Raw genomic sequence first — 26,594 nt, forward strand, 5'->3', positions numbered from 1 at the left:
TGCTACTTCTCCGTTACCTACCGCTCGATTCTCCTTTGAGGCCTAAGTTTCTTCGCTTTGGGTCGCCGCAAAGCGAAGAAACTTAGGCCTCAAAGGGGACCGTTCCGCCGGGACCGGAGGTCGGACGACGGCGGACGGCGAGCAGCTCAGTCGCAGCTGTCGCAGACGCCCGTCGCCGGGAGCTGCATGTAGCAGGAGGGGCAGGTCGGCGGCGCCGGCTCCGGCTCCTGCGCGGCCGCCGCCCGCGTCTTGCCGGCGGCGCTCGCCCGCTGCTTGCCGGCCGCCGTCGTCCGCCCCGAGGGGGTCGCCAGCACGAGGCGCTCGTAGCCGCCCTCGTCCTTGCGCATGTCGACGGAGTCCTTGCTGAAGAACGCGGTCACCTCGTGTCCCGTGCCGGGCGAGACGGCCACGTAGGTGCGCGTCGACGGGATCCAGATGCGGGACGTGTCGAGCCCCTCGGCGATGGCGCGCATCGCCGGGCGGTTCGCCGCCGGGACCTGGAGCGCCTCGAGCGCGGCGTCGAACGACTCGAAGTCGTCCCGGCCCGGGTCGCCGTCGAGGGCGATGATGCACGACCTGCAGATCTTGAACTTCTGCCGGTCGAGCTCGGTCGCCGGCTGGAGCGTGGCCAGCCGGTTCGTGGTCAGGTGCTGGCAGTCCTTGCCGTGCAGCACCTTGCCGTAGGGAACTCGGTAGAGCAGCTCGATCGGGATATCCGCCCCTGCTTCCGCGGGGGTAACGATGGACGTGTTCACACTCCAGTATCGCGGTTCCGCGGACCCCCTCCTGCCACGGCTGTCATCCGCGACGCAGCTCGGCCCTGATGAGGTCGGCGTAGACGTCGACCCTCGTGTACCCGCTGTAGGCGTCCGCGCAGACCGTGCCGTTGCGGGAGAGGATCGGCCCGAACACCCCGGCCAGCCGCCCGTCGATGACCAGCGGGCCGCCGCTGTCGCCACCGCACGCCGCGGGGCCGCCGTCGGGCACGCCGCCGCAGACGTAGAACCGGGGGTCGAGCTGGCGCGGCAGGGCCGGGTGCCCCTTGAAGGCGTCGTTGCAGGTGGTGTAGTCCAGCATCGGGATGCGGCCCCGCTGCAGCACGGGTGACGGGCCGAGCAGCCCGTCCTCCTCGTAGATGCCCCAGCCGAGGATGGTCGCCTGCCGTCCGGGGGTGTAGCGCCACGCGTCGTCGGCGTCGACCATGCGGAGGGTGCGGTAGGGCATGGGGTGCTCCAGGGTCAGCACCGACAGGTCGCCCCCGCCGACGAACACCGGTTCCCCCGGCTCGGCCGCGGGTGGCGGCACCCGGGGTGCGTTCCACACGGAGACGACGTCGCGCACGGTGCCGTTCCGGCGGTGCAGGTCGGTGCGTCCGCCGATGACCTGGAACTCCTCGGGCGCGAGGTCGTCGATGCAGTGCGCTGCGGTCACCACCTTGGTCGGGGCCACGAGGGTTCCCCCGCAGAACTGGCCCGACGGCGTCGTCGGGTCACCGACGCGGCTGAGGAACACCATCCACGGGTACTGCCGGGTCGAGGCGTCGTCCCCGCCGACCACCGCCTGGGCGGGAGCGGCGGCGAGGGACACCAGCATCGCTACGGCGACGACGGGAGCGAGCAGGACGGAGGCGAGGCGTGCTCTGGTGGGCGTCATGCGTCCGACCGTAGAAAAGGTCGCGGGCCCCTGACATCAGGATTGCCCCTGGTAGCGACCCTGAACCCGCCGGGCCGGAGAATTCCGGCGAAGATTTCTCGTGACCGGTTGTCGTATCCGTCGCGGCCGTGCCGACCAAGGGGTACGACGACGGCAGAGCGCCGCCGCCGCGAACCCAGGAGGAACCATGAAGTACCTGATCCTGATGCAGATCAACCCCACCGTCCTCGAGCAGCTCACCCCCGAGCAGGGCAAGCAGGTCCAGGACGGTCACGAGGCGTTCATGGCGCACGTCAAGGAGCGCGGTGAGTTCGTGGGCACGCAGGCGCTGGCCGACCCGAGCCAGAGCAAGGTGGTCCGGTCGGTGGCCGGGACCACGCAGACCAGCGACGGGCCGTTCGCCGAGGCCAAGGAGTTCCTGGGCGGCTTCTACCTGGTCGACGTCGAGGACGAGGCCCGGGCGCTGGAGCTCGCCCGCATGATCCCGGACACGGCGATCGACGGGCTCGCCGTCGAGGTGCGGCCCGTGATGTTCAGCGACTTCGGGGACTCGTGAGCGCTGGACCCGCCGTCGGCGAGGACCTGCTGCGCGACCTCGCGCCGCAGGTCCTGGCCCGGCTCGTGCGCACCTACGGCGCGGGCCAGTTCGACGTGTGCGAGGACGCCGTCCAGGACGCCCTGCTCGCGGCGTACCGGCAGTGGCCGGCCGACCCGCCGTCGGACCCGCTGGCCTGGCTGGTCACCACGGCCCGACGGCGCTACGTGGACCGGGTGCGCGCCGACAGCCGGCGCCGCGACCGCGAGGCCCGGGAGGCGCTCCTGGCCGAGCCGCTGAGCGCGCCGGCGGCCGGGCCGGAGGCAACCGGCCCGGAGGTGGCGGCGTCCCCCGCCGACGACAGCCTGCTCCTGCTGCAGCTCTGCTGTCACCCCGCGCTGGCCCGGCCCGCGCAGGTCGCCCTCACGCTGCGCGCCGTGGCCGGCCTGAGCACGGCGCAGATCGCGGACGTGCACCAGCTCCCCGAGGCGACCGTGGCGCAGCGCATCACGCGAGCCAAGCGCCGCCTGGCCGAGCTGGGCGGGGACCTGCCCCGGCCCCGGGACGCCGCCGAACGGCTCGGCCCCGTGCTCGACGTGCTCTACGCGATGCTGACCGAGGCCCACCACACGACGTCGGGCACGCCCGCCCGCGACACGGACCTGGCGGCCGAGGCGATCCACCTGGCCCGGCTGCTGCGCCAGGCCCTGCCCGGCGACCCGGAGGTGGCCGGGCTGCTGGCGCTCATGCTGCTCACCGAGTCGCGCGGTCCGGCCCGCCAGGCGGCCGACGGCGCCCTGGTCCCGCTGGACGAGCAGGACCGGACCCGCTGGGACCAGGCCCTCGTGCACGAGGGGATCCGCCTGGTCGAGGCGACCGTGCCGGGCGCGGTCCCGGGCCCGTACCTGCTGCAGGCCTGCATCGCGGCGCTGCACGCGGAGGCCCCGGACACGGCGTCGACCGACTGGTCCGAGATCCTCGCGCTGTACGGGGTCCTGGAGGTCGTGACCGGCCGGCAGAACCCGACGATCACGCTGAACCGGATCGTGGCGGAGGCCCAGGTGCACGGCGACGGACCGGCCCTGGACTCCCTGTCCGGCCTGGAGCGGGCGCACCCCGGGCTGCCCCGGCTCGACGCCGTCCGCGCGCACCTGCTGGCGCGCGCCGGCCGCACGGCCGAGGCCGCCGACGCCTACCGCCGCGCCGCCCGGGCCACCCGCAACCTCGCCGAGCAGCAGTACCTGCAGCGACGCCTGCGGGAGCTCTTGGCCGGCCCGTCCTGAGCCGGGTCAGCGGTCCCCCACCAGCACGGCGAAGCCGTCCAGGTGCCGCGCCAGGCCGTACTCGAACTGCGCGTCGAGGTCCCGCGGGGCGTCCTCGGGAACCGAGGCGAGCAGCGGGAACCGCCCGGTGCGGAGCAGCTCCTGCGCGCGGGCGGCCTGGCCGGCGTGCCAGCGGTCGAGCGTGACGCCGCTGTCCTGCTCCGCCTCGACCTCGTCCGCCAGCGACAGCGCGGCGGTCAGGACCAGCCCGTGCAGCGCGAGCGCCTCCCGCATCCGCACGGTCGGGTCGAGCCCGAACCCGTCGAGCGCACGCAGCGTCCACTCGGTCTGCGCCATCATGTTCGGCGCCAGGAGCGGACGGGTGAACGAGATCGTCCGGGGCAGCCAGAGGTGCTTGCGACAGAGCGCCCACTGCCGGCGGGCGGCCAGCTCGAGCCGTGCGCGCCAGCCCTCCGGCCCGGTCGCCGGCAGGTCGATCTCGCCGAAGGCCCGGTCGGCCATCTCGACCAGCAGCTCGTCCTTGTTCGCCACGTGCCGGTAGAGCGACATCGGGCCGACGCCGAGGTGGGCCGCGAGCCGGCGCATCGACACGGCCTCCAGCCCCTCGGCGTCGGCGATCTCGATGGCGGCCCGCAGCAGGTGGTCCCGGCTCAGCGCCGCCGTCCGCTCCGCGTCCGGGCGCCCGGGCTCCGTGACCGGGCGTCCGGCTCGCCCGCGCCGAGCCTGCCCGCTGACCACGGTGCCGGAACCCACGCGGGCCTCGACCAGGCCCTCGTCACGCAGGACGGCGGTGACGCGCGTGGCCGTGGCGGCCGCGACGCCCCACCGCTGGGCGATCTGGCGCACGGAGGGCACCCGGTCCCCCGGGCGCAGGTCGCCCGCCAGGATCCTGGCGCGCAGCTCCCCCGCGATCTGCCGGTACGGCGACTCGGCCTGCTGCGACGACGTGGACATGGGCACCTCCGGCTCGTTCCCGTCCGCACAGTGTACTAGTTCACTTCCTAGCTGGGCGAGCACACTTTCTCCCGGGATTCCGCCGTGATCGGGGCGAGGGCTCGCTAGCGTGGGTGAAGTACCGCACCTCCGATACGCCGTACGCACCCCACGGCGACGACCACCCAGGGAGAAAACCATGAACAACCGGAGCGTCCTCATCTCCGGCGCCGGGATCGGCGGACCGACGCTGGCCTACTGGCTCCACCGGTACGGCTTCGACGTGACCGTGGCCGAACGAGCGCCCGCTCCCCGGAGCGGCGGGCACGCCGTCGACATCCGGGGCACCGCCCGCGAGGTGGCCCGGCGGACCGGGATCGTGCCCGCCGTCCGCGCGGCCCACACGGGGGCCTGCGGGATGGCGTTCGTCGACGAGGACAACAGGTGGGTGGCCGCCCTCGGCACCGACGTGTTCGGCCACTCGGGCGGCCCCGTCGCCGAGATGGCGATCCTGCGCACCGACCTCGCCCGGATCCTGCACGACGCGACGCGGGACGACGTCGAGTACCTCTTCGGCGACCCGGTCGCGTCGGCCGAGCAGGACGACGACGGCGTCACGGTCCGGTTCGAGAGCGGCACCTCGCGCCGCTTCGACCTGCTCGTCGGCGCCGACGGCGTGCGCTCGACGGTGCGCCGGCTGATGTTCGGCCCCCACGAGCGGTACCTCCGCGACCTCGGCTGCTACATCGCGCTCTACTCCACGACGACCGACCTGGAGCACGACGGCTGGCAGCTCATGTACACGATGCCCGCGGGCGGCGGACGGCCGGGCCGCACCGCCGGCATCTACCCGCGGACCGCACCGGGGACCGGCCTGGCCGCGTTCTTCCTGCGCTCGGCACCGCTGGCCTACGACCGGCACGACGTCGACGAGCAGAAGCGGATCGTGACGCGCGCCTTCGAGGGCGACGGCTGGGAGATCCCCCAGATGCTGTCGACGATCGGTGACGCGTCCGACTTCTACTTCGACCGCGTCGTGCAGGTCGAGGTCGACGGCTGGTCCCGCGGCCGCACGGTGCTGCTCGGCGACGCCGGCTACTGCGCCTCGCCGATGTCCGGCATCGGCACCAGCCTCGCGCTCGTCGGCGCTTACGTGCTGGCCGGCGAGCTCGCCACCGCCGACGGCGACCACACCCGCGCCTACCCCGCCTACGCGGACCGGATGCGCGAGTTCGTGCGCCGCGCGCAGGAGTTCGCCCGGACGCAGGGCGACGGCGGCCTGATGCCGCAGAGCCGGGCACAGCTGAGGATGCGCAACCTGTCCGTCCACCTGCTGCCGTACCTGCCGCGCAGCCTGGTCGGCCGGGGCATGGAGCGGGTCGCCGGCGCGGTCGAGCTGCCGGACTACGCCGCCCTGGCGCACCGCTGACCGGAAGGTAGGAGACATGACGAGGGACGAGGACGCACGAGGTCGGCTGCGGGCCGCCTGGACCCTGGCGCTGCTGACCACGGTGTGCGCGGAGCTGACCTTCACGGCCGTGGCCGTGCCGTTCGCGTGGCTGCTGCTGCCGCTGCTGCTGGTGATGTACGGGGCGGGGGTGCTGCTGCTCCGGGAGGCCGTGGTGCGCGCCGGCGGCGGCTGGCCCAGCCTCGTGCTGCTGGGCCTGGCCTACCAGCTGGCCGAGGACGGGCTGGGCCTGCAGGCGCTGACCAGCCCGGACATGTACGGCGCCGCGGACTGGGGCTGGCGCGCGCTCGGCGCCAACTGGAGCTACTGGGCGTCCCAGGTCGGGGTACACGTGGTGTTCAGCGTGCTCGTCCCGGTGCTGCTCACCGACCTGCTCTTCCCGGCCCGGCGCGGGCGTCCGTACCTGCGCGCCGGCGGCCTGGCCGGCGTCGGGCTGCTGGCGGTGCTCGGGGTGGCCGGGCTGCGGGTGGTCATCAGCGGCACCGAGGATCCCGGCTACCTGGCGCCGTGGGGCTGGACCGCGGCGTTCGTCGTGGCGATCGCGGCGCTGGCCTGGCTGGCGCTGCGGGTGCTGCCCCGGCGCGCGGTCCCGGCCCCGCGGCCGGCAGCGGCCGCACCGCACCCCGCGGTGGTCGCGACCGCTCCCGGGGTCGGGACCGTGGTGTTCCTGGCGCTGCTCATCCCGCCGGGCCTGGGACCCCGGACCCTGATCGCCGACGGGATCCCGCCGGCGGTCCCCCTCGCCGCGGCGGCCCTGGTCGGGCTGGGACTCGCGTGGGCGGTGCTGCGCTGGACCGCCGCGCCCGGCTGGAGCGACCGGCACCGGATCTGGCTGGCCGGCGGCATCCTGGTGGGCCACACGGCCTTCATGATGCCGGGCCCGCCTGCCAACGCCGTCGTCGGTGCCGTCACGATATCGCTGCAGGTGGCGCTCCTGATCGTGCTCGCCCGGCACGTCGCGCGCCGCGATCGGAGGGGCGTCCGGAACGTTCCCGCGTGATCCGCAAGCAAGAGGTGGGAATTCACCCCCTCTGGTGATGGACCAGAGGGTTGTCCGTTCCGTTACTCTTGGGGCCACCATGGGCCTGACACGTCATCTCAGTTCGCAACCCGCCGGTACCCGGCCGGGGTCGGCGGGCGCCCTGACGGTCCCCCTTCCGACCAGAAAGGTCCCAGCCTTCATGGAGCCCAACCTCGAACCGGCAGCACGCGTACGCGGTCGGCACCGAGCCGCCCACCGTCCGCTGGCGGGCGTCGCACGCGCCGCCGGTGACCAGGTCACCACGTTCGCCGGCCGCGGCGCGGTCGTCGCGGCCGCCGGCGGCGGCGTGCTGCTGTCGCTCATCGCCCCGCCCGCCCAGGCGGCACCGGCGACGATGTCGGTCGGCACGGAGCTGACGGGCCAGCCCGTCCAGGCCGCGCTGAACACCGCGGACCTCAACGCGCTGACCACCCAGGCCCGTGAGTCGGTCTCCGCGTCGACCATGATCTCCGTCGCTGCCGACGCCGAGCTGAAGGTCGAGAAGTCGGCGGTCACCGTGGTCTCCGCCAAGGAGAACGCCGAGTACCAGGCGAAGATCGAGGCGGAGCAGGCCGAGCAGGCCTCCATCCAGCGCGGCGCGTCCGTCGTCTCCATCGCGATGCGCTACCTCGGCGTCCCCTACGTGTGGGGCGGCACCACCCCCAGCGGGTTCGACTGCTCCGGGTTCACGTCCTACGTGTTCGCCCAGGTGGGCATCGACCTGCCGCGCACCTCGTCCCAGCAGCTCTACGCCGGCACGCCGGTGTCGGGGGCGGAGGCCCGGGCGGGCGACCTGATCTGGACCCCCGGCCACATCGCGATCTACGCGGGCAACGGCATGCAGATCGAGGCGCCGGTCCCCGGCAAGAGCGTGCGGTACACCAGCATCTGGCAGTCCAACCCCACCTTCCTGCGGGTCGGCTGACCACAGCCGGAAGATCGGGCGGTGTCGCGGAGAGTGCAGGATGCTGGCTCTCAGCGACACCGCCCGATCCGTCTTCCACGACCGGTGAGCGAGGCACCATGGTGAGACCACCCAGCCAGGACCGGATCCGCCGGCACTGGGACCGGCAGTCCGTGGGCTACGACCGCAAGATGGACAGCGCCGAGCGGATGTTCGGCGACACCCGCGACTGGGTGTGCCGGCAGGCGGTCGGCCAGGTGCTGGAGGTCGCCGTCGGCACCGGCCTCAACCTGGACCGGTACCCCGCGCACGCGACCCTGACCGCCATGGACCTGAGCCCGGCCATGCTCGACCACGCCCGCCGGCACGCCGCCGAGCTCGGCCGCGCGGTGGACCTGCGCGTCGGCGACGCCCAGCACCTGGAGTTCGACGACGCCTCGTTCGACACCGTGGTCTGCACGTTCGGGCTGTGCGCCGTGCCCGACGACGAGGGCGCCGTCGGCGAGATGGTCCGGGTGCTGCGGCCCGGCGGCCTGCTGCTGCTCGCCGACCACGTGGTCAGCACGTCGGCGCCGCTCCGGATGCTCCAGGCCGTCGCCGAGGTGTACAGCGTGCGGTTCCAGAGCGAGCACTTCCGCCGCCGTCCGCTGCTGCACGTCGAGGCGGCCGGGCTGACCGTCGAGCGGCACGACCGGTTCAACCGGGGCATCATCGAGCGGCTCGCGGCGCGCAAGCCCGTCACGCCGCCGTAAGACCCGCCAGCGCGCGGGCCATCGCGGCGTCGAACTCCTCCGGGGTCAGCGGGAGCCGGGCCTTGATGTCCCGGCTCCACTGGTCGGCCAGCACCTCGGCGGACCCGGCCTCGACGCCGTCGAGCGCGGCGTCGGCCAGGTCGGACGGCGAGATCTTGGCCACCTGCCAACCCGCGGACATGTCGGTGTCGGCCAGGCCGAGGTGGACGGCGGTCACGAGCGTGCCCTGGTCGGCCAGCTCCAGGCGCACGCCGTTGGTCATGGCCCACGCGGCGGCCTTGGACAGGTGGTAGGCGTTGCCGCCCTTGACCCCGAACCACGACATGGCGGACAGGACGTTCACGACCGCTCCCCCGCCGTGCGCGGCGAGGGCCGGCGCCAGCTCGCGGATCATCGTGAGACCGCCGAGCACGTTGGTCTCCAGCTCGCGCCGCACGACGTCGAGCGAGCCGGTCACGAGGTCGGTCCCGGTCGAGATGCCGGCGTTGTTGACGAGCAGCGAGACGTCGGACGCCGCCCGCGCCGCGGCCCGCACGGACGCCGGGTCGGTGACGTCGAGGGCGAGCACCTCGACGCCGGGCAGGTCCACGGTCTCGGGACGGCGGGCAGTGGCGTAGACCTTGCGCGCGCCCCGGTCGAGGAGCCGCTGGGCGAAGGCGCGGCCGAGCCCGCGGTTGGCTCCGGTGACGAGGGCGACTGAGTTGTTGATCTCCATGTCGGGTACGCTAAAACCTGACGTTGACGTCAGGGTCAAGTCCTGATTCGAACCGCAGCAGCGAGAGGGGGCGCCATGAGCGTCACGACGGCGGACGCCGAGCGGCTGGTCCGCATCGGCGAGGTGGCGCGCGACGCCGGGGTCTCGGTGCGCGCGGTGCGGTACTACGAGCAGCAGGGGCTGCTCACCGCGGAGCGCAGCCCGTCGGGCCAGCGGCTCTACCCGCGCGAGGCGGGGGCCCGCGTGCGGTTCTTCCAGCAGATGTACGCCGCCGGGCTGACCAGCCGGAACATCGCGGAGCTGCTGCCGTGCATCGAGTCCGGGCACACCGACGCCGAGCAGCGGGCCATGCTGCACACCGAGCGCGACCGGATCCGCGCCAAGATCGACGACCTGCAGGCGGCCCTGGACCGCCTGGACGAGGTCATCGAGGTGACGGCGAGCCACCCGTAGCCGGCGTCACGGCCCGCGGCGCGCCGCCCGCAGCACCTGCAGCCGTTCGCGGTACTCCTGGTCGTCGATCTGCCCGTGCGCGAACCGGTCCGCGAGCACCTGCTCGGCGTCCTCCGGGCCGGCCGACCCCTCGCGCCGGCCCGGCCCGCGCAGGACGGCGACCAGGCCCCAGACCACCGCGCCGATGACCACGAGCCAGACGACGGCCATGAACGCCATCATCAGCAGGCCCCAGCCCCAGCCGAACCCACCCCAGTCCCACATCATCGTCGCGTCCCCTTCCGGGCGACGGCGGCCCGCCGCCTCCACCTTCACGCTAGGCGCGTGCGCGGGGCGTGGTCCCGGGACCTTCGTCCCCGCGCGCAGGGTCTCCGGTCACGGGGCCCCGGGCCGCGATCCGGCCGGCCACCACGGGCAGCACCATCACGGAGAGCACCCCGGCGCCGACGAGCGCCGCGCCCGTCGCCGTCGACATGAGGTCGCGCTGGACCGCGATCCCGGTCAGCGCGACCAGCAGCGGGAGGGCGGTCGCGGAGTAGAGCGCGGCCTGGACCCGTTCCGCGGCGGGCAGCTCGCGGCGGAGCCACAGCAGCACGGGGCCGCCACGGACCACGACCATCAGAGCGAACATCAACAGGGGCAGGCCGGGCGCGGCGAGGATGGAGGCGACGTCCAGCGCCATCCCCGAGTTGACGAAGAACACGGGGATGAACACGCCGAACGCCACGGCGTCGAGCTTCTTCTCCAGGCTGCTGACGTCGCCGGGCGCCCACCGGCGCAGCACCATGCCGCCGACGAACGCGCCGAGCACCGCGTCGAAGCCGAAGGCCGACGCGACGGAGAGCAGCCCCACCAGCAGCAGCACCGTCAGCCGCAGGGTGCTCTGCCCGGTGCCGTGCTCCGCGCCCAGGACGAGGCGCCCGGCCCTCGGCGCGGGGAAGCTCGGCACCAGCGCCACCCCTACCGCCAGGACCGCGAACACCACCAGGAGCAGGGCGGCGGCGCCCGAGCCGCGGGTCCCGAGCAGCAGCGCCATCGCGACGATGGGACCGAGCTCGCCGTATGCGCCGACCACCATCACGGCCCGCCCGAACCGGGACTCGAGCCGGCCGCCGTCCCGCAGGATCGGGAGCAGGACGCCGAGGGTGGTGGTTGTCAGCGCGATCGCCCCGGCCGCGAGCACCTCCTCCTCGTCGGGCCGGATCAGCACCATGACGACGACGGCGGCGAGCAGCAGCGACGTGCACCACGCCGCGCCGGCGAGGCGACCGACCCGCTCGCGGAACAGGCTCGGCTCCAGCTCGTAGCCCGCCAGGAGGAAGAGGAAGCCCATCCCGAGGTCGGAGAGCAGCGTGACGTCGTCCGGCGCGGCGAGCCCGAGCGCCGACGGCCCGATGAGCACGCCGCCCAGCAGGAGCAGCACCACCTGCGGCAGCCGCGACCGCGTCGGCATCAGCGCCGTGAGCAGCGGCGCGAGCAGGGCCACCACGAACACGGGGACGAGCGGCGCGTAGACGTTCATGACTCGACCGTGGCGGGCCGCCGGGCGTTCAGCAGCCCCTTGAGCAGCGTGCCGACGAGCGCCCCGAGTATGGCCGGGACGGTGACGGCGGACCCCGCGCTCACGCAGAGCAGCAGGGCCAGGACGAGGGCGGTGACCGGCATCCCGGCGGCGGCCGCCACCCCGGCGGCGATGCCGCAGGCCACCAGGGGCGCGAGCGCCGTCCCGGGGACCAGGAGGGCGGCCGCGGCGCCGGCGGCCGCGCCGATGAACACCGACGGGAAGATCGTCCCGCCGTGGAACCCCGTGCCCAGGCTCACGGAGTAGGCCGCGGACTTCACGACGGCGACCACGACCAGCGTGCCCGCGGCCGTCGTCGTCGTCACCGTGGACAGCGACTGCTGCCCGGAGAACAGCACGGTGTTCACGTCGGCGCCCGTCGTCGCCCGGACCAGCACCGCGAGGAGACCGACCGTCAGGCCGCCGGCCAGGAGCGCCACGAACGGGCTGCGGGCCGCCGGCTTCCGGACGACGCCGCCGAGCCGCATGGCCCCGAGCACGAGGCCCCCGGCCACCACGGCCACCACGGCTCCGGCGAGGAGGTCGACCACGTGGAGGGCCGGGTACGAGCCGAGGTCGCCCATGGACAGCTCGGGGACGTGGACGCCCGGCCAGTCGGCGATTCCGATGCGCACCACGTAGCCGGCGCCGAGCGCCGCGAGGATCGGGACCACCTGGAGCACCGGCTGCTCGGGGCGCGGCCGCGCGGAGAGGAACATCGCCTCCAGCACGAGCAGCATGGTGACGACGGGGTTGCCCAGGACGACGCCGAGCGCCGCCGCGGCGGAGGCCATGACGAGCACCTTGGACGCGTCGGTGCCGAGGCGGTGGTGCACGGCGAAGCCGATGCTCGTGCCGATCGCGATCAGCGGCGCCTCTGGTCCGAGCACCGCGCCGAACACCAGGGACGACGCCGCCGCCAGCAGCGTCGAGGGCAGCTCGCGCCCCGTGATGTCGAAGGCGAACCCGTCCAGCGGGTGGTGGCCGCCGTGCCCCGGCAGCCGCGACGCCAGGTACACACCGACCCCGCCGAGCAGCAGGAGCAGCAGCACCCACCACCACGGAACGCCGTCGAGCCCCAGGGCGCCGGGGAGCCAGGTCCAGAACAGCCACTCGCCGCCGTGCACGAGCGAGGTGAAGAGCGTGGCGCAGAGCGCCGCCCCGACGCCGACCACGGCCGGAAGCCCGACGAGCGTGGCCAGCGGCCTCTTGCCGTGTGCGTCCATGGCGCACTCCCGGTCGGACCACCGCTGAACACCCCGATCGTCGCACCGCGTCGCGGGGTTCGCGCGCTAGACAGCGCTGGCGGCGAGCGGGATCAGCGGGACGTCCGGGTGGGCCCGCTCGAAGGCCCGCGCGTGCCAGATGTCGCGCAGCAGCACGAGCGGGGTGCCGTCGCCGCGGCGCACCATCTCGACGCCCGGGTAGGCGGCGATCGTGTCGATGTGCTCCGGCGCGGCCTCGCGGGCCAGCGACAGGCCGAGCTGCTCGGTCCGGATGGGCGCCGAGAACTCGTGCTCCATGCGGAACGTCGCGACCTCGAACTGCAGCGGGCCGACCGCCGCGAGGATCGGGTTGCCGTCGCCGCGCGCCTCGGACACCAGGACCTGGACCACGCCCTCCTGCTCGAGCTGCGAGATGCCCTTGCGGAACTGCTTGGAGCGGCCCGGGTCGACCGACCGGGCGGCCGCGAAGTGCTCGGGTGCGAACACCGGCATCGGCGGGAACCGCACCTTCGGGCCGGCGGCGTCGTACACGGTGTCGCCGACGGCGAGGGTGCTGGCGTTGACCAGGCCCACGACGTCGCCGGGGTACGCGTCCTCGACCGTCTGGCGTTCCCGGCCGAAGACCGACAGCGCGTACTTCGTGGCGAACGGCCGGCCGGTGCGCTCGTGCGTCACGACCATGCCGCGCTCGAAGCGGCCGGAGCACACGCGGATGAAGGCCACGTGGTCGCGGTGGTGCGGGTCCATGCCCGCCTGCATCTTGAACACGAACCCGCTGAAGGCCTGGTCCACGTCGCGCGGGGTGCCGTCGACGGCGGGCCGCGAGCCCGGCGCGGGGGCGAGCTCCACGACGGCGTCCAGGAGCTGCTTGACGCCGATGTTGGCCAGCGCCGCGCCGAACAGCAGCGGCGTCGTCGTACCGGCGAGGAACGACTCCCGGTCGAGCTCGTCGAGGAGCTGCACGCTCTCCACGGCCTCGGTGTGGTCGTCGCCCAGCGTGTCGGCCGCGGCCTGCGGCGTCAGGAGGTGCTCCTCGGCGATCGACGCGCCGCCCGGCGCGCGGCGGTAGGTGCGCACCTCGCCGCTCGCGCGGTCGAGCAGCCCGAGGAACCGGCCGGCCTCGCCGATGGGCCAGCTGAGCGGCGTCGGGCGCAGGTCGATGCGCTCCTGCAGCTCGTCGCACAGCTCCAGCGCCTCGCGGCCGGGGCGGTCCCACTTGTTGACGAACGTGATGACCGGCACCCCGCGGCGGCGGCACACCTCGAAGAGCTTGAGCGTCTGCGGCTCCAGGCCCTTCGCGGAGTCGAGCAGCATGACGGCGGCGTCGACCGCCGTCAGCACGCGGTAGGTGTCCTCGGAGAAGTCGGCGTGGCCCGGGGTGTCCAGCAGGTTGATCACCACGTCGCCGTAGGCGAACTGGAGGGCCGCGGACGTGATCGAGATGCCGCGCTTCTGCTCCATCTCGAGCCAGTCGGACACGACGCCGGCGCGGTTGCCCTTGCCGTGCACCGCCCCGGCCTCCTCGATCGCGTGGGCGTGCAGGGCCAGGGCCTCGGTCAGGGTCGACTTGCCGGCGTCGGGGTGCGAGATCACCGCGATGCTGCGGCGGCGCGCCGCCTCGGCCCCGACCGGACGGGCGTCGGAGGTCAGGACGGTCACCGGGCTCCACCATTCAGTTCGTGCTGCACCAACGCCATCCCATCTCCCGCGCCTACCGCTTCCGGACAGCCCGCAACTCTACCTTCTCGGGGCGGCGGAGCCGCGCGAACCGGGGTCTTCACCCGAGGTATACACCGTGTGTATAGTGCGGTGGCATGACCGTTGGACACGCACTGCTGGGGCTGCTCGAGGGCGGGCCCGCGCACGGGTACGACCTCAAGCGCTCCTACGACGAGCGCTTCGGGCAGGACCGTCCGCTGGCCTACGGCCAGGTCTACTCGACGCTCGCCCGGCTGCTGAAGAACGGGCTGGTCGAGGTCGAGGCCGAGCCGGGCGCCGGCCCCGAGCGCAAGAAGTACGCGATCACGCAGGCCGGCGTCTCCGACGTCGCCGCGTGGCTCGCCCAGCCCGAGAAGCCCGAGCCCTACCTGCAGAGCACCCTCTACACCAAGGTCGTGCTCGCCCTGCTCACGGGGCACGACGCCGACGATCTGCTCGACACCCAGCGCGCCGAGCACCTGCGCCTCATGCGCGACCTCACGCGCCGGCGGGACACCGGGGACCTGGCCGACCAGCTCATCTGCGACCACGCCCTGTTCCACCTGGAGGCCGACCTGCGCTGGCTGGAGGTCACGGCGGCGCGCGTCCAGCAGCTCGCCGCGCAGGTGCGCGGCTAGCCCCGCCCCACCCTTCCCGCCCGCTCCCCCACACCTGGAGGCACGATGGCCGACGAACCCCTGCTCATCGCCGAGAACCTGCAGCTCAGCTTCGGCTCCACCACGGCGCTGGAACACGCGACCGCCGAGGTGCACGCCGGAGAGGTGCTGGCCCTGATGGGCCCATCCGGCTCGGGCAAGTCCACCCTGCTGCACTGCATGGCCGGCATCCTCCTGCCCGACGCGGGCCGCGTGACCTACGCCGGACGCGACCTGACCGCCATGCACGACGACGAGCGCAGTGCGCTGCGGCGCACCGAGTTCGGGTTCGTCTTCCAGTTCGGGCAGCTCGTCCCGGAGCTCACCTGCCTGGAGAACGTGGCGCTGCCCCTGCGGCTGGGCGGGGCGAGCCGCCGCGCGGCCCTGCGCAGCGCGGAGGCCTGGCTGGAGCGGCTGGAGGTGTCCGACGTCGCCGGCAAGCGCCCGGGCCAGGCGTCCGGCGGGCAGGGCCAGCGCGTGGCCGTGGCCCGCGCGCTGGTGACCCGGCCCAAGGTGGTGTTCGCCGACGAGCCGACCGGGGCGCTGGACACCGTCAACGGCGACCGCGTGATGCAGCTCTTCGTCGCGGCCGCGCGCGACACCGGCGCCGCCGTCGTCCTGGTGACGCACGAGCCGCGCGTCGCGGCGCACTCCGACCGGGAGGCCGTGGTGCGCGACGGCCGCGTGCGGCAGCAGGAGCTCGTGCGATGAGGCGGTGGCTCACCGACCTCTCCCTCGGCGTTCGGCTGAGCGTGGGCGGCGGCCGGTCCGGCTGGGCGCGACTCGCCCTGATCGCCGACGGCGTGGGGCTGGGCGTGACCATGCTGCTGGTCGCGGCCAGCATCCCGCCCGTGCTCGACGCCCGCACCGACCGTGCGGCCGCCCGGTCGGTCGAGTCGGGCCAGACGCTGACGCCGGGCGCGCCCACGCTGCTGACGGCCGAGGTCCGGTCCGTGTTCCACGACGCGGCGATCAACGGCCGGCTGCTCCAGCCCGAGTCCGACGACGCCCCGCTGCCGCCGGGCGTGACCCGGCAGCTCGCCCCCGGCGACGTCGTCCTCTCCCCCGCCCTGGAGCGCCTGCTCGCCTCCGACGACGGCGCCGCGTTGCGGGGCCGCTGGGGCGACCGCGTGGTCGGCACCATCGGCGCCGAGGGGCTGGCCGGCGCCGGGGAGCTCACGTTCTACCTGGGCACCGACCGGCTCACGGACGAGACGGCCAACCGGATCCAGTCCTTCGGCGGAGCCACGACCCCCGAGGAGGGCCTCAGCCCGGTGCTGATGCTGCTCGCCCTGGTCGGCATCGTCGTGCTGCTGCTGCCCGTCGCGATCTTCGTCAGCACCGCCGTGCGGTTCGGCAGCGAGAGCCGCGACCGCCGGCTCGCCGCGGTGCGCCTGGTCGGGGCCGACGTCGGCGCGACGCGGCGGATCGCCGCCGGCGAGACCCTCGCGGCCGCGGTGCTGGGGCTGGCCGTCGGCGGCCTGCTCTACCTCGCGGTGCGGCAGACGGCCGGGTACCTGGTGCCGGGCAACCTGAGCTTCTACCCCGCCGACTTCCGGCCCGTGCCCGCGCTCGCCGCCCTGGTCGTGGTGCTGGTGCCGGTGACGACGGTGCTGGTCACCCTCTCGGCGCTGCGCCAGGTGCTGGTCGAGCCGCTGGGCGTGGTGCGGCGCGGCAGCGAGCGCCGCCGCCGGTTGTGGTGGCGCCTGGTGTTCCCGGTGCTGGGGCTGGTGCTGCTGCACCCGCTGGTCACGGGCCTGGACGACGCGCTGGGGACGCAGGTCATGATCGTGGCCGGGCTGGTGCTGCTGCTGACCGGGGTGGCCCTGGTCCTGCCGTGGCTCGTGGAGGCGACGGTGCGCCGGCTGGGTCCGGGCGGTGTCGCGTGGGATCTCGCGGTGCGCCGGCTGCAGCTCGACAGCGACACGGCGGTGCGCGCCGTGTCGGGCATCGCGGTCTCCGTCGCGGGACTGATCGCGCTGCAGGGGCTGGTCGGTGCGATCGGTGCGCTGACGGCCGGGTCGCAGGCCGACACGAGCACGTACCAGGCGTCCGTGCTGGACATCAGCGGCGGGGCCGGGGCCGACGAGGTCTGGGCGCGCGAGCTGGCGCAGGCGCGGGGCGTGACGGCGGTCGGGACGCTGACGTCGGTGTGGGCGGCGCCGGACGGGCCGTCCGGGGGCTCGGGCGGGGCCGACGACGAGGGCCTGCTCATCGACTCCGGCACGTGCGAGGTGCTGGCCCAGGAGGCGCAGCTCGACTCGTGCGCGGACGGCGACGTCTTCGTGGTGCTGCCCGACGGCGCCACGGCGCCCGCTCCCGGGAGCGAGTTCCTGCTGGGCGGTTCACGGCAGGGCGGTTCGGACGACGGCGGGGACGGCGCCGGTGCCGGCGCCCTGGCCCCGTGGACCCTCCCGGCGTCGGCCAAGGAGGTGGCGCCGCCGGAGGGCGGGGTGACCGCCCTGAACGGCGGCGGCCCGCCGCGCATCCTGGTGACGCCGGGCGCGCTGGACGGCGCGAGCCTGGAGCCGATGTCGGTGACCACGTACGTGGCGCTCGATCCCGCCGAACCGGACGCCCTGGACCACTTGCGGACGGCGGCGGCGCAGGTCGACCCGGTCGCCTACGCGTCGCCGATCGAGCAGCGCGGCATCTCCGCGGCCCTGGGCGGCATCCGGCAGGTGCTGCTGGTCGGCACGGTCGCGCTGCTGGTGATGATCGGCGCCAGCATGCTGGTCAACGTCGTCGAGCAGCTCCGGGAGCGGCGTCGGCTGCTGGCGGTGCTGGTCGCGTTCGGCACGCGGCAGCGCACCCTGAGCGGTTCGGTGCTGTTCCAGGTGGCCATCCCGGTGGTGCTCGGCCTGGCCCTGGCGGTGGTGACCGGCTCGGTGCTGGCGCTGGCGCTCCAGGTGGCCGTCCAGGCGCCGCTCCGGTTCGACTGGGTCGGCGTCGGTACGACGTCGGGCGCGGCCGCCCTGGTGGTGCTGCTCACGACGGCGGCCGGGCTGCCACTGCTGTGGCGGCTGACCCGGCCGGAGGGCCTGCGCAGCGAGTGAGCGGGCCGCGGCCCTGACCCGGGTACGCCGGGTCAGGGCCGTGGTGCGTGTTCCTACACCGCCGTCCATCCCTTGCAGCCGGGAGCCGGCTTGATCCTGGCGCCCCGCTCGGACACCGCCGTCCCCGGCAGCGCCCCGGGTCGCGTCGCGGTCACCTGGACGGACATCCGGTGCCCGACGTCGGCGGTGGTGAGCCGGTACGTGCGGCCCTCCGCGCCGGCCACGGGTGCGCCGTCCCGCAGCCACCGGTAGCCGAAGGTGACGTCGCGCCGGTCCCAGCGGCCGGGCGCGGCCGTGAGGGTGGACCCGGCCGCGGGCCGGCCGTCGACCGTCGGCGGCTTCAGGGCCCGCGGCCGCACGCCGTCGTAGGCGAGCGGGTCGACGCTCGTGAGCGTGGGCGTGACCGTCCGCATGAGGCCGTCGGCGCCGAAGGTCAGCCGGTCGATCGTGGTCTCGCGGTGGGTCCCGTCGCCGCCGGGGATCGCGAACCGGTGGTAGGCGATGTACCACTCGTCGGTGCCGGGGACCTGGACGATCGAGCTGTGCCCGGTCGCGAGGATGCCCTGGCTCGTGTCCTTGGACAGGATGACGCCGCGGTAGGTCCACGGTCCGTCGACGCTGGTGGCCGTGGCGTACCCGACGCGGTAGTCGGCGGAGCCGGTGTCGTCGATGGAGTAGGTCAGGTGGTAGAGCCCGTCGCGGTAGTTGAGGAAGGTGCCCTCGCGGAAGTTCGTGAGCCCGCCGATCCGCGCCAGGGTGTCCTGCTTGATCGAGAGCATGTCGTCGCTCAGCTCGGCGTACACCGGGCCGTTCGACGGGCCGCCGTTGCCCCAGAACAGGTAGTACCGGCCGGTCTCCGGGTCCTGGAACGCCGCGGGGTCGATCGCCTGCCCCGAGGCGATCGGCTCGTCGTTCAGGATCATCGCCGTGGGCTGCGCGGTGAACGGCCCCTCGGGGTGGTCGGCCACGGCCACGCCGAGCGTCTTGCGGTTGTACGCCGGGTTGTGGCCCGAGAAGTAGAAGTAGTACTTCCCGTCCCGCTCGATGATGGTGGGCGCCCAGGCGTTGCCGCTGGCCCACGGGACGTTGCCCGCAGCGCCGTCCAGGGTCAGGATCGGCTCGGCCGAACGCTCCCAGTCCACCAGGTCCTTCGACGTCCAGACGTAGAAGTCCTTGCCGCCCCAGCCCGCCACGCCGTCCGACGTCGCGTAGAGGTAGTAGGTGTCGCCGAAGTGCGCGATGTTCGGGTCCGCGTACAGGCCCGGCAGCACGGGCGAGCGCATCTCGACGGCGCGCACGGTCCAGTCGCGGCGGGCGCCGTCCTGGGCCGTGACCGTGAAGGTCCGCGGCGCCGACAGGTCGACCGGACCCGTGACCTGGGGCGAGACCGTGGAGGTGGAGACCACCTCGAAGGCCGGCTCCAGCGCCGTCACGTCGGTGCCGGGGGCCACCGGCAGTGTCACGGTCGACGTCGCGCCGTCGATGACGGCGGGCACCTTGAGGGCGTCCAGCTCGACGCCCGTGATGGCGGTCGGGTCCGCGCCGAGCTCCCGCACCTCGCCGGCCGTCAGGGCACGGTTGTAGAGGCGGAAGTCGCGCACCTTGCCCTTGAGATACCGGTCGGCGGTGTAGGTGGAGCGGCCGATGTAGTTGGCCGTGGTCCAGCCGTCGCCGATGTCGCCCGGCTCGATCGTGACGCCGGTCTTCTCGCCCACCCGGACGCCGTCCAGGTAGAGCGTGGCGGTGCCGTCCTGGAGCGTGTAGGTCAGCGTCTTCCAGGCGCCGCGGGGCAGCGCCGAGCCCGAGGCGACCGTCTGCTCGGTGGACCAGTTGCCGGTCGCGATCGAGGAGCGGTAGTTGTTCCCCGTGGTGAACAGGTAGCCGCTGCCGGCGCCGCCGCCGTCGGTGTTGCCCAGGCCCCAGATGAAGTAGGGCGTGGCCTGCGCCGGGTCCAGCCAGACCTTCGTCGACACCGTGATGGCGTCGAGTCCGGCCATCATGTCGTCGGGCAGCCGCACGTGGCCGTTCGTCCCGCCGAGGTTCAGCGCGCCGTCGGCCCAGGTGGCATCGCCGCTGACGACGCCGTCGTACCCGTGGCCGGTGCCGTCCGCCGCGACCGTGCCGCTGGTCTCGTCGAGCGCGTAGTGCGCGACCAGGCCGTTCTCGTCGGCGACGACCGGCGTCGGCGGGTCGGGGACGACGATGCCCTCGCGCAGCGCCGCGAGCTCGGCCGCCGTCACGGGGATCACGGTGCCGTGGCGCGGGCTGGCGGGCAGGTCGTAGTCCGCGGGGACCTGCCAGTCGGGGTTCTCGAGGTCGTCGGTGCCGAGCGGGATGTAGCCGCGGCCGCCGTACTCGTCCACGAACAGGTAGAACGGCGAGCCGGACGTGTCGCCCGGGTTCGCCTTGAAGACTGTCGGCCCCTCGACGGCGGACGTGCCGGCCTCCCGGCCGATGCAGCCCGCCATGAACTCCCAGGACGGGTCGCCGGGCAGGTCGACGGCCGTGAGCGACGCCGACTTCTCCTGGATGATGTCCGAGCAGCCGGTCCCGCCGCCGCCCTCGTCCTTGGTGAAGCGGTAGTAGACGTCGTTCTCGCGGATCACCGTCGAGTCGATCCGCGACTCGCCGCGGTCCTGCCAGACCTGCGCCTCGCTGAACGTCACGAAGTCGCGCGTGGTGGCGTACAGCATCCGGTTGTAGGCGCTGCCGGTGTGGTCCGGGTCGTCGTCCGCGTAGAGCTTCGACGCCCAGAACACGACGTACTGCCCCAGCGACTCGTCCCAGTACGCCTCGGGCGCCCAGGTGTTGCCCGCGTTGTCGGGCGAGACCTTGACGTGCCGCTGCTCGGACCAGGTGACGAGGTCCGTGGACTCCCAGACCTCCAGGTACTGGCTGCCGTGCCGCTGCGCCGCGTCCCAGTCACCGTTGCGCCCGATCGACAGGTCGGTGGCGATCAGGAAGAACCTGTCGCCCTCGGGCGAGCGGATCAGGAACGGGTCGCGCAGGCCGAGGGTGCCCTCGCCCGACTCCAGCACCGGCTGCCCGCTGTTGGTCTCGTCCCAGGTCAGGGCGTCGTTGCCGCGGCTGGCCGCGAAGTAGATCTTCTCGCCGGCGACCGAGTTGCCGGTGAAGTAGCTGAACGCGTAGCCCTCGTAGGCCGCGGCGGCCGGCTGCTCGCGGACCGTGAGCGGGATCTCGCGGGCCGACGTCGCGTCGCCGACCTCGGCGGTCGCCGTCAGGGTGACCTCCGTGTCGCCGGCGCCGTTGGCCGGGCGGTGGACGACGCCGTCGGCCGCGACGACGTCGGGGTCGGAGGACGCCCAGGTGACCGTGGCGCCGTCCGGGCCCGACGTCGGCAGGGTGAGGTGGCCGCGCACGTCGTCGGCGTGCACGACGCCGAGGGCGGCGGCCGCGGCGTCGGCCTGGTCCTGGGCGGCGGTCCGGGTCGGGGCGGTCGCGACCGCCGTGGCGCTTGCGGGGATCAGGGGCAGCAGGCTGCCGAGCAGTGCGACGACGGCGCCCGTGGCGACGGTGCGCAGGGGCAGGCGGGAAGGACGAGTGCTTCTTTGCACGTTGACCTCGCGAGAATGTGAGCGTTAACAGTCGCGTCATCCGACCATCGACGAATGACCGTGTCAAGGGACCGGGGCGAAAAAGCATGGCGGCCCGCGGAGGCCGGCCCGTAGGGTCGGCCGCGATATGAACGCAATGATCAGGCAGCGTTCCGCCCGCTAGCGGCGCGGAACGCACACCACCCCAAGCGCGTGCTCCGCGCCGCCGGCTCCCGCCGGGCGGCGCGTTCGTGCTGCCCGGATTCTTTGTCAGCCGACGAATCCTGGAGCACACCCATGTCGCGCAACCGCACTTCCCGTCCCGCGGACCTCCGCCTCCCGCCGGGCAACGATCCCGGCGGCGCCCACGAGCTGGGCCAGAACCTGCTGGTCGACACGCAGGTGATCGACCGGACGGTCGCCCTGGTCCCCCGCGCCGACCGGCCGCTGGTCGAGTGGGCCGCCGGACGCGGCGCGCTGACCCTGCCCCTGGCCAGGCTCGGCCGGCCGGTCGAGGCCGTCGAGATCGACCCGCGCTCGGTCGCGCGGCTGGGGCGGATCGCCCCGGGCAACGTCACGGTCACGCGGGGCGACATCCTGCGCCACGCGCCGCCGGCCGAGGCCTACGACCTCGTGTGCAACGTGCCGTTCCACCTGACCACCCCGGTGCTGCGGCGCCTGTTCACGCTGACCGGCTGGCAGCGCGCCGTGCTGATCACGCAGTGGGAGGTCGCGCGCAAGCGCGCCGCCGTCGGCGGCACCACACTGCTGACGGCCCAGTGGTGGCCGTGGTTCACCTTCGGCCTGGACCGTCGGGTGCCCGCCTCGGCCTTCCGGCCGCGGCCGAGCGTCGACGCCGGCCTGCTCGTGATCGACCGGCGTCCGGAGCCGCTGGTGCCGGTGGCCGACCTGGACCGCTACCAGCGGTTCGCCGCCGCCGTCTTCAACGGTCCCGGCCGGGGCGTCCACGAGGTGCTGGTCCGCACCGGCGTGGGGCGGGGCGACGTCCGGCGGTGGGCGCGTGCGAACGGCGTCGGGCCGGCCGCCCTGCCCCGCGACCTGGACGCCCGGGCCTGGGTCGACGCGTACGCGACGAGCGTGCGACGGCGGCCGAGATGAGACCCATCACGTGATGCCCCGCGGTTCGCCATGAGTCCGGCATGACGATGCTGTCGAATAGGGCACATGTCGTCGAACGCCGCCGCGCCGCCGAGCGCTCCCCGCCGTCCCCGCCGTCGCTGGATCGTCGTCCTGGTCTCGGTGGTCGCCGTGCTGGTGGCGCTCGGCGTGGCGGCCGAGGTGCTGCTGCGCGGTGTGATCGACGACCGGATCGCGGCCGCGGAGGCGGACCTGCCGGCGGGCGTCACGGTGGAGCGTGACGACACGCCCGCTCTCGTGCAGCTGGCGACCGGGCGGGCCACCGTGCGGGCGGAGGTCTCCCCGGAGGCCCTCACCGACATGGCCCGCACGGCCACCGAGCTGCCGGAGCTGCAGGTCGCGCCGCAGTCCGGCGGCCTGGTGGCACAGGTGCCGCTGTCCATCGCGGGCAGCGAGCAGAACGTGGACGTCTCGCTCTCCGTCACCGCCGAGAACGGCCGGGCGGTGCTGCGCGCGGAGTCCGTCGAGTTCGCGGGCATCTCGCTCCCCCTGGCCGCCGTGGCCGACCAGCTCGGCAACGACCAGCTCAACCAGCTCGTCGAGGGCGTGGCGTTCCCGGAGGACGAGACCGAGGTGACCATCTCGTCGGCCCGGGCCACGCAGAACGGCCTGGAGCTGGGCGCGGAGGTCGCGATCTGGTGAACGTGCCCGGTAGGTACCCGGTGCTCTTGGGGAAGAGCAGCCCGTGCGGCGGTCCCGGCCGATAGCGTCCCGCGGGACACCGACCGTCGCACGAAGGGGATCCGATGAAGGCCGACCACTACGACGAGTTCGCGGCGAGCTACGACACCGAGAACTCCGGGAGCCTGCTCAACGCCTGGTACGAACGACCGGCCATGATCCGCCTCGCGGGCGACGTGCGCGGCCGCAAGATCCTGGACGCGGGCTGCGGCTCCGGACCGCTGTCGGCCGAGCTGCGCGACCGCGGCGCCGAGATGAGCGGGTTCGACGGCAGCCCGGAGATGATCGAGATCGCGCGCCGCCGGCTCGGCGACGACGTCCCGCTGACCGTCGCGGACCTCGCCCAGCCGCTCCCCTACGCGGACGACGCATTCGACGACGTCGTCTCCTCCCTCGTGCTGCACTACCTCGAGGACTGGGAGCCGCCGCTGGCCGAGCTGCACCGGGTCCTCAAGCCGGGCGGCCGGCTCATCCTCTCCGTGAACCACCCGCTCACCCGCCCCTTCCTCTTCCCGGACGAGGGCTACTTCGGCACCCGGCAGCACACGGACGAGTTCGAGTTCGCGGGCCAGCCCGGGACGCTGACGTTCTGGCACCGCCCGCTGCACGCGATGTCCGACGCCTTCGCCGCCGCCGGGTTCAGCATCACGTCCATGGCCGAGCCCGCGCCGTCCCCGGACACGCCGCCCGAGCTCCTCCCGCCCCGCATCGCCAGCGGCGAGCGGTCGGCGTTCGTGTGCTTCCTCTTCTTCGTCCTGGAGGCCCGCTGAGGACACCGTCCCTCCTGTGAACGGGCGCGGGCACCAGCCGCCTGGCCGGCCGGAAAGACGTCGCCACGCGCCCGTTCTGCGTCCCATCCTCCGGGACATGTCCACGACGATCGCCTACCCACCCAGCCGGACGGCGTACGCCGAGCAGGTCCGAGGCACTTCGTGAACCGGCTCTCAGGCCACACCTGGCGCACCACGGTCTCGACCACAACCCTCGACGGACGGCCCTACCGAGTGGTGCGCCCAGCGCGACCGGTCGCGAACGCCTCCCTGCGCGAGGGCTATTGCGGTCCGCAGCTGAGCGTCCACCAGGACGTAGCGTGCGACCTCGTCGCCGCGTGGTGGCTGGCGGCACGTTCACCGCGCTCCGTCATCCACCTCCCGCTGCGCGGCTCAGGCCATGTCGACGGGGGGGGGACGACGCGCGTCCGCTCGACCTCGTCCTGGTGCACCACAGCCTGAGGCTTCGTCCGGCCGACTGGAAGACGATCCGCACGCGCGCCGGGACCGGCGGATCCACGCACACCGTCGAGCTGCCGGAGCGCCTGTTCCCGACCTTCACGCGGGACGACTACTGGGCGACGCACCACCGAGAGCACCTCGACGACCTGCACTGGACGATCCTCGCGGACACCGTGTTCCTGACCGGGAGCCGGACCGCCTTCGAGCTGCAGGGGCCCGAGCTGCGAGACCTCGTCGAGGAGAGCCCAGCGATCCTCGCGTCCCGGCCCGACGGACATTGCTGCGCCGAGCTCACTCTCGGCACGCAGCGCTCCCAACCGCGCAGCCGAAGCCCCTACGCCTACCTGCACGTGCAGCTCTGCGAGTCGCACCGCTGACGGTCGGGCTCAGCCCGCCCAGCATGCCCGTCGCCTTGCCAGGCGGGTCACCGCCACGACGTCTGCGCCTTCCACCACGTGTCGTCAACGGGCGTCTTCTGGAGCACCTCCATCCTCGCCTGGACATGCTCGACGACGGCCGCCGGCAGCCGCACGGAGTGCTCTTCCACGTAGTGCGCCAGCCCTTCGGGCCACACGTACACCCCGTCGGTGTACTCGAGGGAACCGACCCGCTCACCGCACAACCGGCACTCCGACAGTCCCATGAAGGCCACTCGCACGGTCCCCGTGGACAGGTAGAAGTGGACCTCGTCGCGCTCGTCCTCGTCCCAGTCAGGATCGACGAAATCGCGAGGTTCCGGCCATCCGGAGCTCGTGTGCGGACCGTTCCAGTAGCCGAGCCTGATCAACGCCGGTCGTTCTGCCCCGCTGCTCACGACCGGGATCGTTCCACACCTCCGCTCTGGGCAACCTGCCCCGCAGGGTCTGTTGCTCTGAGTCGACAATGTCTACCGCGAGCAACACACCGCGTGCAGACGTGTTCTCCCCCGGGCCGGGGCCCCACCATCAGACGGGTGCGGGCACCGCACCAGTAGCCTGGCCGGCATGGCTTCCGACGACGTCGCGCACGAGTTCTGCCAGGTCATGACCACCTGCTCCGCGCGGGCCGACGCCGAGACACTGGGCCGCTCGGTGGTCGAGGCCCGGCTGGCGCCGTGCGCGCAGGTGGAGGGTCCGATCACGAGCACCTTCTGGTGGGACGGCGCGGTGCAGGTCGAGGAGGAGTGGCGGGTCGTGTTCAAGACCCCGACCGACCGGTACGCGGCCCTGGCCCAGCACATCCTGGACCACCACGCCTACGACGTGCCGGAGATCATCAGCCTGCCGATCCTGGCCGGCACCCCGGACTACCTCGGCTGGATGCGCACAGAGACGCGCGCGGGCTGAGAAACGCGCCTGCAGAGACGCGTCAGCTCAGCACGAGACTCGCTACCTTGCCGCCACGCAGGTCGAACTTGAACGGCCCGGTCCCGTTGAACCTGTTGCTCGTCACCTTGATGGTCACGGTGTAGGCGTCCGGCCCGTCGGCCGGCTCCACGGACACCAGGTCGAAGTGGCTCTTCATCCCGATGTTGTCGGTCTCGTTCCAGCTCCGGACGCCGTCCGGTCCGTGGAACTCGCGCCCCCAGTCGTTCAGGTACGCGTCGTCGGTGAACGTGGCGACGAAGCGCTCGGTGTCACCGGCGTTGGTCGCGTCGATGAACTCCTGGATCGCGGCGGGCAGGTCGGTAGCGGTCATGGGATGCCTCCTGGTCGTTCGGCTGCCCCGACCATAGGCAGGTCGCGCCGCCCCGCGCAGGGCCGCAGGGCCGCAGAGGGAAGGACATGCGCAGGATCGCACCATCGATGAGTGCGGCAAGCGGTCGCAAAGTATCGACATGATCGATACCTGAGACAGATCTTGTCTCACAGTGCGCGCCCGCGTAGCCTGCACGAGTCGAGCCAACCACTCGGCACGGAACACGCAGCCGTGCGGCCCTTCGGCCGCCACACGCAGGGAGGACGTCTTGAGCACCGTGCGCTCCGCACTCCCCACCCGTCTTTTCCCGGTCGCCGCGCCCTCGATGTGCGTGACCGGCTGCTGCCACCGAGGCTGTCTGTAGAGCGTCCGCACGCA

At 73.4% G+C, this 26,594-nt stretch carries 26 protein-coding genes; 15 read left to right on the forward strand and 11 right to left on the reverse strand.

The window, feature by feature from the left end:
* Nucleotides 1–146: 146 nt before the first annotated feature.
* Nucleotides 147–755: a hypothetical protein gene (locus H291_RS0126800; RefSeq protein ID WP_157237380.1), complete on the reverse strand. Its 609-nt coding sequence runs from the start codon at nucleotides 753–755 to the stop codon at nucleotides 147–149.
* Nucleotides 756–798: 43 nt separating this feature from the next.
* The gene (locus tag H291_RS31825; RefSeq protein ID WP_020018116.1) at nucleotides 799–1,653 is read right to left on the reverse strand and encodes a S1 family peptidase; all 855 of its coding nucleotides are present in this window, start codon (nucleotides 1,651–1,653) and stop codon (nucleotides 799–801) included.
* Between the two features lie 187 nt (nucleotides 1,654–1,840).
* Between H291_RS31825 and H291_RS0126810 the strand changes: the two genes are divergently transcribed.
* Both H291_RS0126810 and H291_RS0126815 read left to right on the forward strand, forming a co-directional pair.
* Complete coding sequence (locus H291_RS0126810) at nucleotides 1,841–2,209, forward strand: YciI family protein (RefSeq protein WP_020018117.1); 369 nt, start codon at nucleotides 1,841–1,843, stop codon at nucleotides 2,207–2,209.
* On the forward strand, nucleotides 2,206–3,471 hold the full coding sequence (locus H291_RS0126815) for an RNA polymerase sigma factor (protein WP_020018118.1): 1,266 nt from the start codon (nucleotides 2,206–2,208) through the stop codon (nucleotides 3,469–3,471). Before H291_RS0126810 ends, H291_RS0126815 begins: the two co-directional genes overlap by 4 nt.
* Nucleotides 3,472–3,477: 6 nt before the next feature.
* Here H291_RS0126815 and H291_RS0126820 read toward each other — a convergent pair whose 3' ends face one another.
* Nucleotides 3,478–4,425 (reverse strand): TetR/AcrR family transcriptional regulator C-terminal domain-containing protein, encoded by a 948-nt coding sequence (locus tag H291_RS0126820; protein WP_020018119.1) that lies wholly within the window; start codon nucleotides 4,423–4,425, stop codon nucleotides 3,478–3,480.
* Nucleotides 4,426–4,603: 178 nt separating this feature from the next.
* Here H291_RS0126820 and H291_RS0126825 point away from each other — a divergent pair, with 178 nt between their 5' ends.
* The 4 genes from H291_RS0126825 (at nucleotide 4,604) to H291_RS0126840 (ending at nucleotide 8,549) form a co-directional block, all read left to right on the forward strand.
* A complete protein-coding gene (locus H291_RS0126825) occupies nucleotides 4,604–5,833 on the forward strand; it encodes an FAD-dependent monooxygenase (protein ID WP_020018120.1) in 1,230 nt (409 codons plus the stop codon).
* A 16-nt stretch (nucleotides 5,834–5,849) separates the two neighbouring features.
* On the forward strand, nucleotides 5,850–6,872 hold the full coding sequence (locus tag H291_RS0126830; RefSeq protein WP_020018121.1) for a hypothetical protein: 1,023 nt from the start codon (nucleotides 5,850–5,852) through the stop codon (nucleotides 6,870–6,872).
* Nucleotides 6,873–7,053: 181 nt separating this feature from the next.
* Nucleotides 7,054–7,818 carry a C40 family peptidase gene (locus H291_RS0126835; RefSeq protein ID WP_020018122.1) on the forward strand — a complete coding sequence of 255 codons (765 nt, stop codon included), beginning with the start codon at nucleotides 7,054–7,056 and terminating at the stop codon, nucleotides 7,816–7,818.
* A 98-nt stretch (nucleotides 7,819–7,916) separates the two neighbouring features.
* On the forward strand, nucleotides 7,917–8,549 hold the full coding sequence (locus H291_RS0126840) for a class I SAM-dependent methyltransferase (RefSeq protein ID WP_020018123.1): 633 nt from the start codon (nucleotides 7,917–7,919) through the stop codon (nucleotides 8,547–8,549).
* Here H291_RS0126840 and H291_RS0126845 read toward each other — a convergent pair.
* The gene (locus tag H291_RS0126845; protein WP_020018124.1) at nucleotides 8,536–9,264 is read right to left on the reverse strand and encodes an SDR family oxidoreductase; all 729 of its coding nucleotides are present in this window, start codon (nucleotides 9,262–9,264) and stop codon (nucleotides 8,536–8,538) included. The genes H291_RS0126840 and H291_RS0126845 overlap by 14 nt on opposite strands.
* A gap of 75 nt (nucleotides 9,265–9,339) precedes the next feature.
* Here H291_RS0126845 and H291_RS0126850 point away from each other — a divergent pair, with 75 nt between their 5' ends.
* Entirely contained in the window at nucleotides 9,340–9,717 is a 378-nt protein-coding gene (locus tag H291_RS0126850; RefSeq protein WP_020018125.1) for a MerR family transcriptional regulator, read from the forward strand.
* Between the two features lie 6 nt (nucleotides 9,718–9,723).
* On the opposite strand, the gene H291_RS0126855 is transcribed toward H291_RS0126850, so the two are convergent.
* From H291_RS0126855 to H291_RS0126870, 4 genes are all read right to left on the reverse strand, one after another.
* Complete coding sequence (locus H291_RS0126855; RefSeq protein WP_033328198.1) at nucleotides 9,724–9,984, reverse strand: SHOCT domain-containing protein; 261 nt, start codon at nucleotides 9,982–9,984, stop codon at nucleotides 9,724–9,726.
* A 49-nt stretch (nucleotides 9,985–10,033) separates the two neighbouring features.
* Nucleotides 10,034–11,239: a cation:proton antiporter gene (locus H291_RS0126860; protein WP_020018127.1), complete on the reverse strand. Its 1,206-nt coding sequence runs from the start codon at nucleotides 11,237–11,239 to the stop codon at nucleotides 10,034–10,036.
* Nucleotides 11,236–12,504 (reverse strand): chloride channel protein, encoded by a 1,269-nt coding sequence (locus tag H291_RS0126865; RefSeq protein WP_020018128.1) that lies wholly within the window; start codon nucleotides 12,502–12,504, stop codon nucleotides 11,236–11,238. The genes H291_RS0126860 and H291_RS0126865 overlap by 4 nt, the downstream gene beginning before the upstream one ends.
* A 66-nt stretch (nucleotides 12,505–12,570) precedes the next feature.
* Entirely contained in the window at nucleotides 12,571–14,163 is a 1,593-nt protein-coding gene (locus H291_RS0126870) for a peptide chain release factor 3 (protein WP_020018129.1), read from the reverse strand.
* A gap of 155 nt (nucleotides 14,164–14,318) precedes the next feature.
* On the opposite strand from H291_RS0126870, the gene H291_RS0126875 reads away from it, so the two are divergent.
* The 3 genes from H291_RS0126875 to H291_RS0126885 are packed head-to-tail and all read left to right on the forward strand — an operon-like array spanning nucleotide 14,319 to nucleotide 17,914.
* Nucleotides 14,319–14,840, forward strand: coding sequence for a PadR family transcriptional regulator (locus tag H291_RS0126875; RefSeq protein ID WP_020018130.1), 522 nt, complete (start codon nucleotides 14,319–14,321; stop codon nucleotides 14,838–14,840).
* Nucleotides 14,841–14,885: 45 nt separating this feature from the next.
* Nucleotides 14,886–15,569, forward strand: a complete 684-nt coding sequence (locus tag H291_RS0126880) for an ABC transporter ATP-binding protein (protein ID WP_020018131.1) — start codon at nucleotides 14,886–14,888, stop codon at nucleotides 15,567–15,569.
* On the forward strand, nucleotides 15,566–17,914 hold the full coding sequence (locus H291_RS0126885; RefSeq protein ID WP_020018132.1) for an ABC transporter permease: 2,349 nt from the start codon (nucleotides 15,566–15,568) through the stop codon (nucleotides 17,912–17,914). Before H291_RS0126880 ends, H291_RS0126885 begins: the two co-directional genes overlap by 4 nt.
* A 53-nt stretch (nucleotides 17,915–17,967) precedes the next feature.
* Here the strand turns inward: H291_RS0126885 and H291_RS0126890 are convergent, their stop codons facing one another.
* Nucleotides 17,968–21,489 (reverse strand): family 43 glycosylhydrolase, encoded by a 3,522-nt coding sequence (locus H291_RS0126890; protein WP_020018133.1) that lies wholly within the window; start codon nucleotides 21,487–21,489, stop codon nucleotides 17,968–17,970.
* A gap of 276 nt (nucleotides 21,490–21,765) precedes the next feature.
* Between H291_RS0126890 and erm the strand changes: the two genes are divergently transcribed.
* The 4 genes from erm to H291_RS33055 all read left to right on the forward strand — a co-directional run bounded on the left by erm (nucleotide 21,766) and on the right by H291_RS33055 (nucleotide 24,916).
* Complete coding sequence (gene erm, locus H291_RS0126895) at nucleotides 21,766–22,587, forward strand: 23S ribosomal RNA methyltransferase Erm (RefSeq protein WP_020018134.1); 822 nt, start codon at nucleotides 21,766–21,768, stop codon at nucleotides 22,585–22,587.
* 66 nt (nucleotides 22,588–22,653) lie between these two features.
* On the forward strand, nucleotides 22,654–23,268 hold the full coding sequence (locus H291_RS0126900; protein WP_020018135.1) for a hypothetical protein: 615 nt from the start codon (nucleotides 22,654–22,656) through the stop codon (nucleotides 23,266–23,268).
* Nucleotides 23,269–23,372: 104 nt separating this feature from the next.
* On the forward strand, nucleotides 23,373–24,077 hold the full coding sequence (locus tag H291_RS0126905; protein WP_020018136.1) for a class I SAM-dependent methyltransferase: 705 nt from the start codon (nucleotides 23,373–23,375) through the stop codon (nucleotides 24,075–24,077).
* Nucleotides 24,078–24,523: 446 nt separating this feature from the next.
* Nucleotides 24,524–24,916, forward strand: coding sequence for a hypothetical protein (locus tag H291_RS33055; protein ID WP_020018137.1), 393 nt, complete (start codon nucleotides 24,524–24,526; stop codon nucleotides 24,914–24,916).
* Between the two features lie 47 nt (nucleotides 24,917–24,963).
* Here the strand turns inward: H291_RS33055 and H291_RS0126915 are convergent, their stop codons facing one another.
* Complete coding sequence (locus H291_RS0126915) at nucleotides 24,964–25,353, reverse strand: hypothetical protein (RefSeq protein WP_232216185.1); 390 nt, start codon at nucleotides 25,351–25,353, stop codon at nucleotides 24,964–24,966.
* Between the two features lie 169 nt (nucleotides 25,354–25,522).
* On the opposite strand from H291_RS0126915, the gene cutA reads away from it, so the two are divergent.
* Nucleotides 25,523–25,864: a divalent-cation tolerance protein CutA gene (gene cutA / locus H291_RS0126920; RefSeq protein WP_020018139.1), complete on the forward strand. Its 342-nt coding sequence runs from the start codon at nucleotides 25,523–25,525 to the stop codon at nucleotides 25,862–25,864.
* Between the two features lie 22 nt (nucleotides 25,865–25,886).
* On the opposite strand, the gene H291_RS0126925 is transcribed toward cutA, so the two are convergent.
* A complete protein-coding gene (locus H291_RS0126925; RefSeq protein WP_020018140.1) occupies nucleotides 25,887–26,216 on the reverse strand; it encodes a nuclear transport factor 2 family protein in 330 nt (109 codons plus the stop codon).
* Nucleotides 26,217–26,594: the final 378 nt, after the last annotated feature.

This window comes from Promicromonospora sukumoe 327MFSha3.1, assembly GCF_000385135.1.
Lineage (GTDB): Bacteria > Actinomycetota > Actinomycetes > Actinomycetales > Cellulomonadaceae > Promicromonospora > Promicromonospora sukumoe_B.

Bases quoted from the DNA above. Each gene is read 5' to 3' on its own strand.
- H291_RS0126810 (WP_020018117.1), top strand. From the start codon at position 1,841: ATGAAGTACCTGATCCTGATGCAGATCAACCCCACCGTCCTCGAGCAG.
- H291_RS0126830 (WP_020018121.1), top strand. From the start codon at position 5,850: ATGACGAGGGACGAGGACGCACGAGGTCGGCTGCGGGCCGCCTGGACC.
- H291_RS0126850 (WP_020018125.1), top strand. From the start codon at position 9,340: ATGAGCGTCACGACGGCGGACGCCGAGCGGCTGGTCCGCATCGGCGAG.
- H291_RS0126865 (WP_020018128.1), bottom strand. From the start codon at position 12,504: ATGGACGCACACGGCAAGAGGCCGCTGGCCACGCTCGTCGGGCTTCCG.
- H291_RS0126900 (WP_020018135.1), top strand. From the start codon at position 22,654: ATGTCGTCGAACGCCGCCGCGCCGCCGAGCGCTCCCCGCCGTCCCCGC.
- H291_RS0126880 (WP_020018131.1), top strand. From the start codon at position 14,886: ATGGCCGACGAACCCCTGCTCATCGCCGAGAACCTGCAGCTCAGCTTC.
- H291_RS0126885 (WP_020018132.1), top strand. From the start codon at position 15,566: ATGAGGCGGTGGCTCACCGACCTCTCCCTCGGCGTTCGGCTGAGCGTG.
- H291_RS31825 (WP_020018116.1), bottom strand. From the start codon at position 1,653: ATGACGCCCACCAGAGCACGCCTCGCCTCCGTCCTGCTCGCTCCCGTC.
- H291_RS0126925 (WP_020018140.1), bottom strand. From the start codon at position 26,216: ATGACCGCTACCGACCTGCCCGCCGCGATCCAGGAGTTCATCGACGCG.
- H291_RS0126855 (WP_033328198.1), bottom strand. From the start codon at position 9,984: ATGATGTGGGACTGGGGTGGGTTCGGCTGGGGCTGGGGCCTGCTGATG.
- H291_RS0126825 (WP_020018120.1), top strand. From the start codon at position 4,604: ATGAACAACCGGAGCGTCCTCATCTCCGGCGCCGGGATCGGCGGACCG.
- H291_RS0126845 (WP_020018124.1), bottom strand. From the start codon at position 9,264: ATGGAGATCAACAACTCAGTCGCCCTCGTCACCGGAGCCAACCGCGGG.
- H291_RS0126875 (WP_020018130.1), top strand. From the start codon at position 14,319: ATGACCGTTGGACACGCACTGCTGGGGCTGCTCGAGGGCGGGCCCGCG.
- H291_RS0126840 (WP_020018123.1), top strand. From the start codon at position 7,917: ATGGTGAGACCACCCAGCCAGGACCGGATCCGCCGGCACTGGGACCGG.
- H291_RS0126835 (WP_020018122.1), top strand. From the start codon at position 7,054: ATGGAGCCCAACCTCGAACCGGCAGCACGCGTACGCGGTCGGCACCGA.
- H291_RS0126820 (WP_020018119.1), bottom strand. From the start codon at position 4,425: ATGTCCACGTCGTCGCAGCAGGCCGAGTCGCCGTACCGGCAGATCGCG.
- cutA (WP_020018139.1), top strand. From the start codon at position 25,523: ATGGCTTCCGACGACGTCGCGCACGAGTTCTGCCAGGTCATGACCACC.
- H291_RS0126860 (WP_020018127.1), bottom strand. From the start codon at position 11,239: ATGAACGTCTACGCGCCGCTCGTCCCCGTGTTCGTGGTGGCCCTGCTC.
- erm (WP_020018134.1), top strand. From the start codon at position 21,766: ATGTCGCGCAACCGCACTTCCCGTCCCGCGGACCTCCGCCTCCCGCCG.
- H291_RS0126905 (WP_020018136.1), top strand. From the start codon at position 23,373: ATGAAGGCCGACCACTACGACGAGTTCGCGGCGAGCTACGACACCGAG.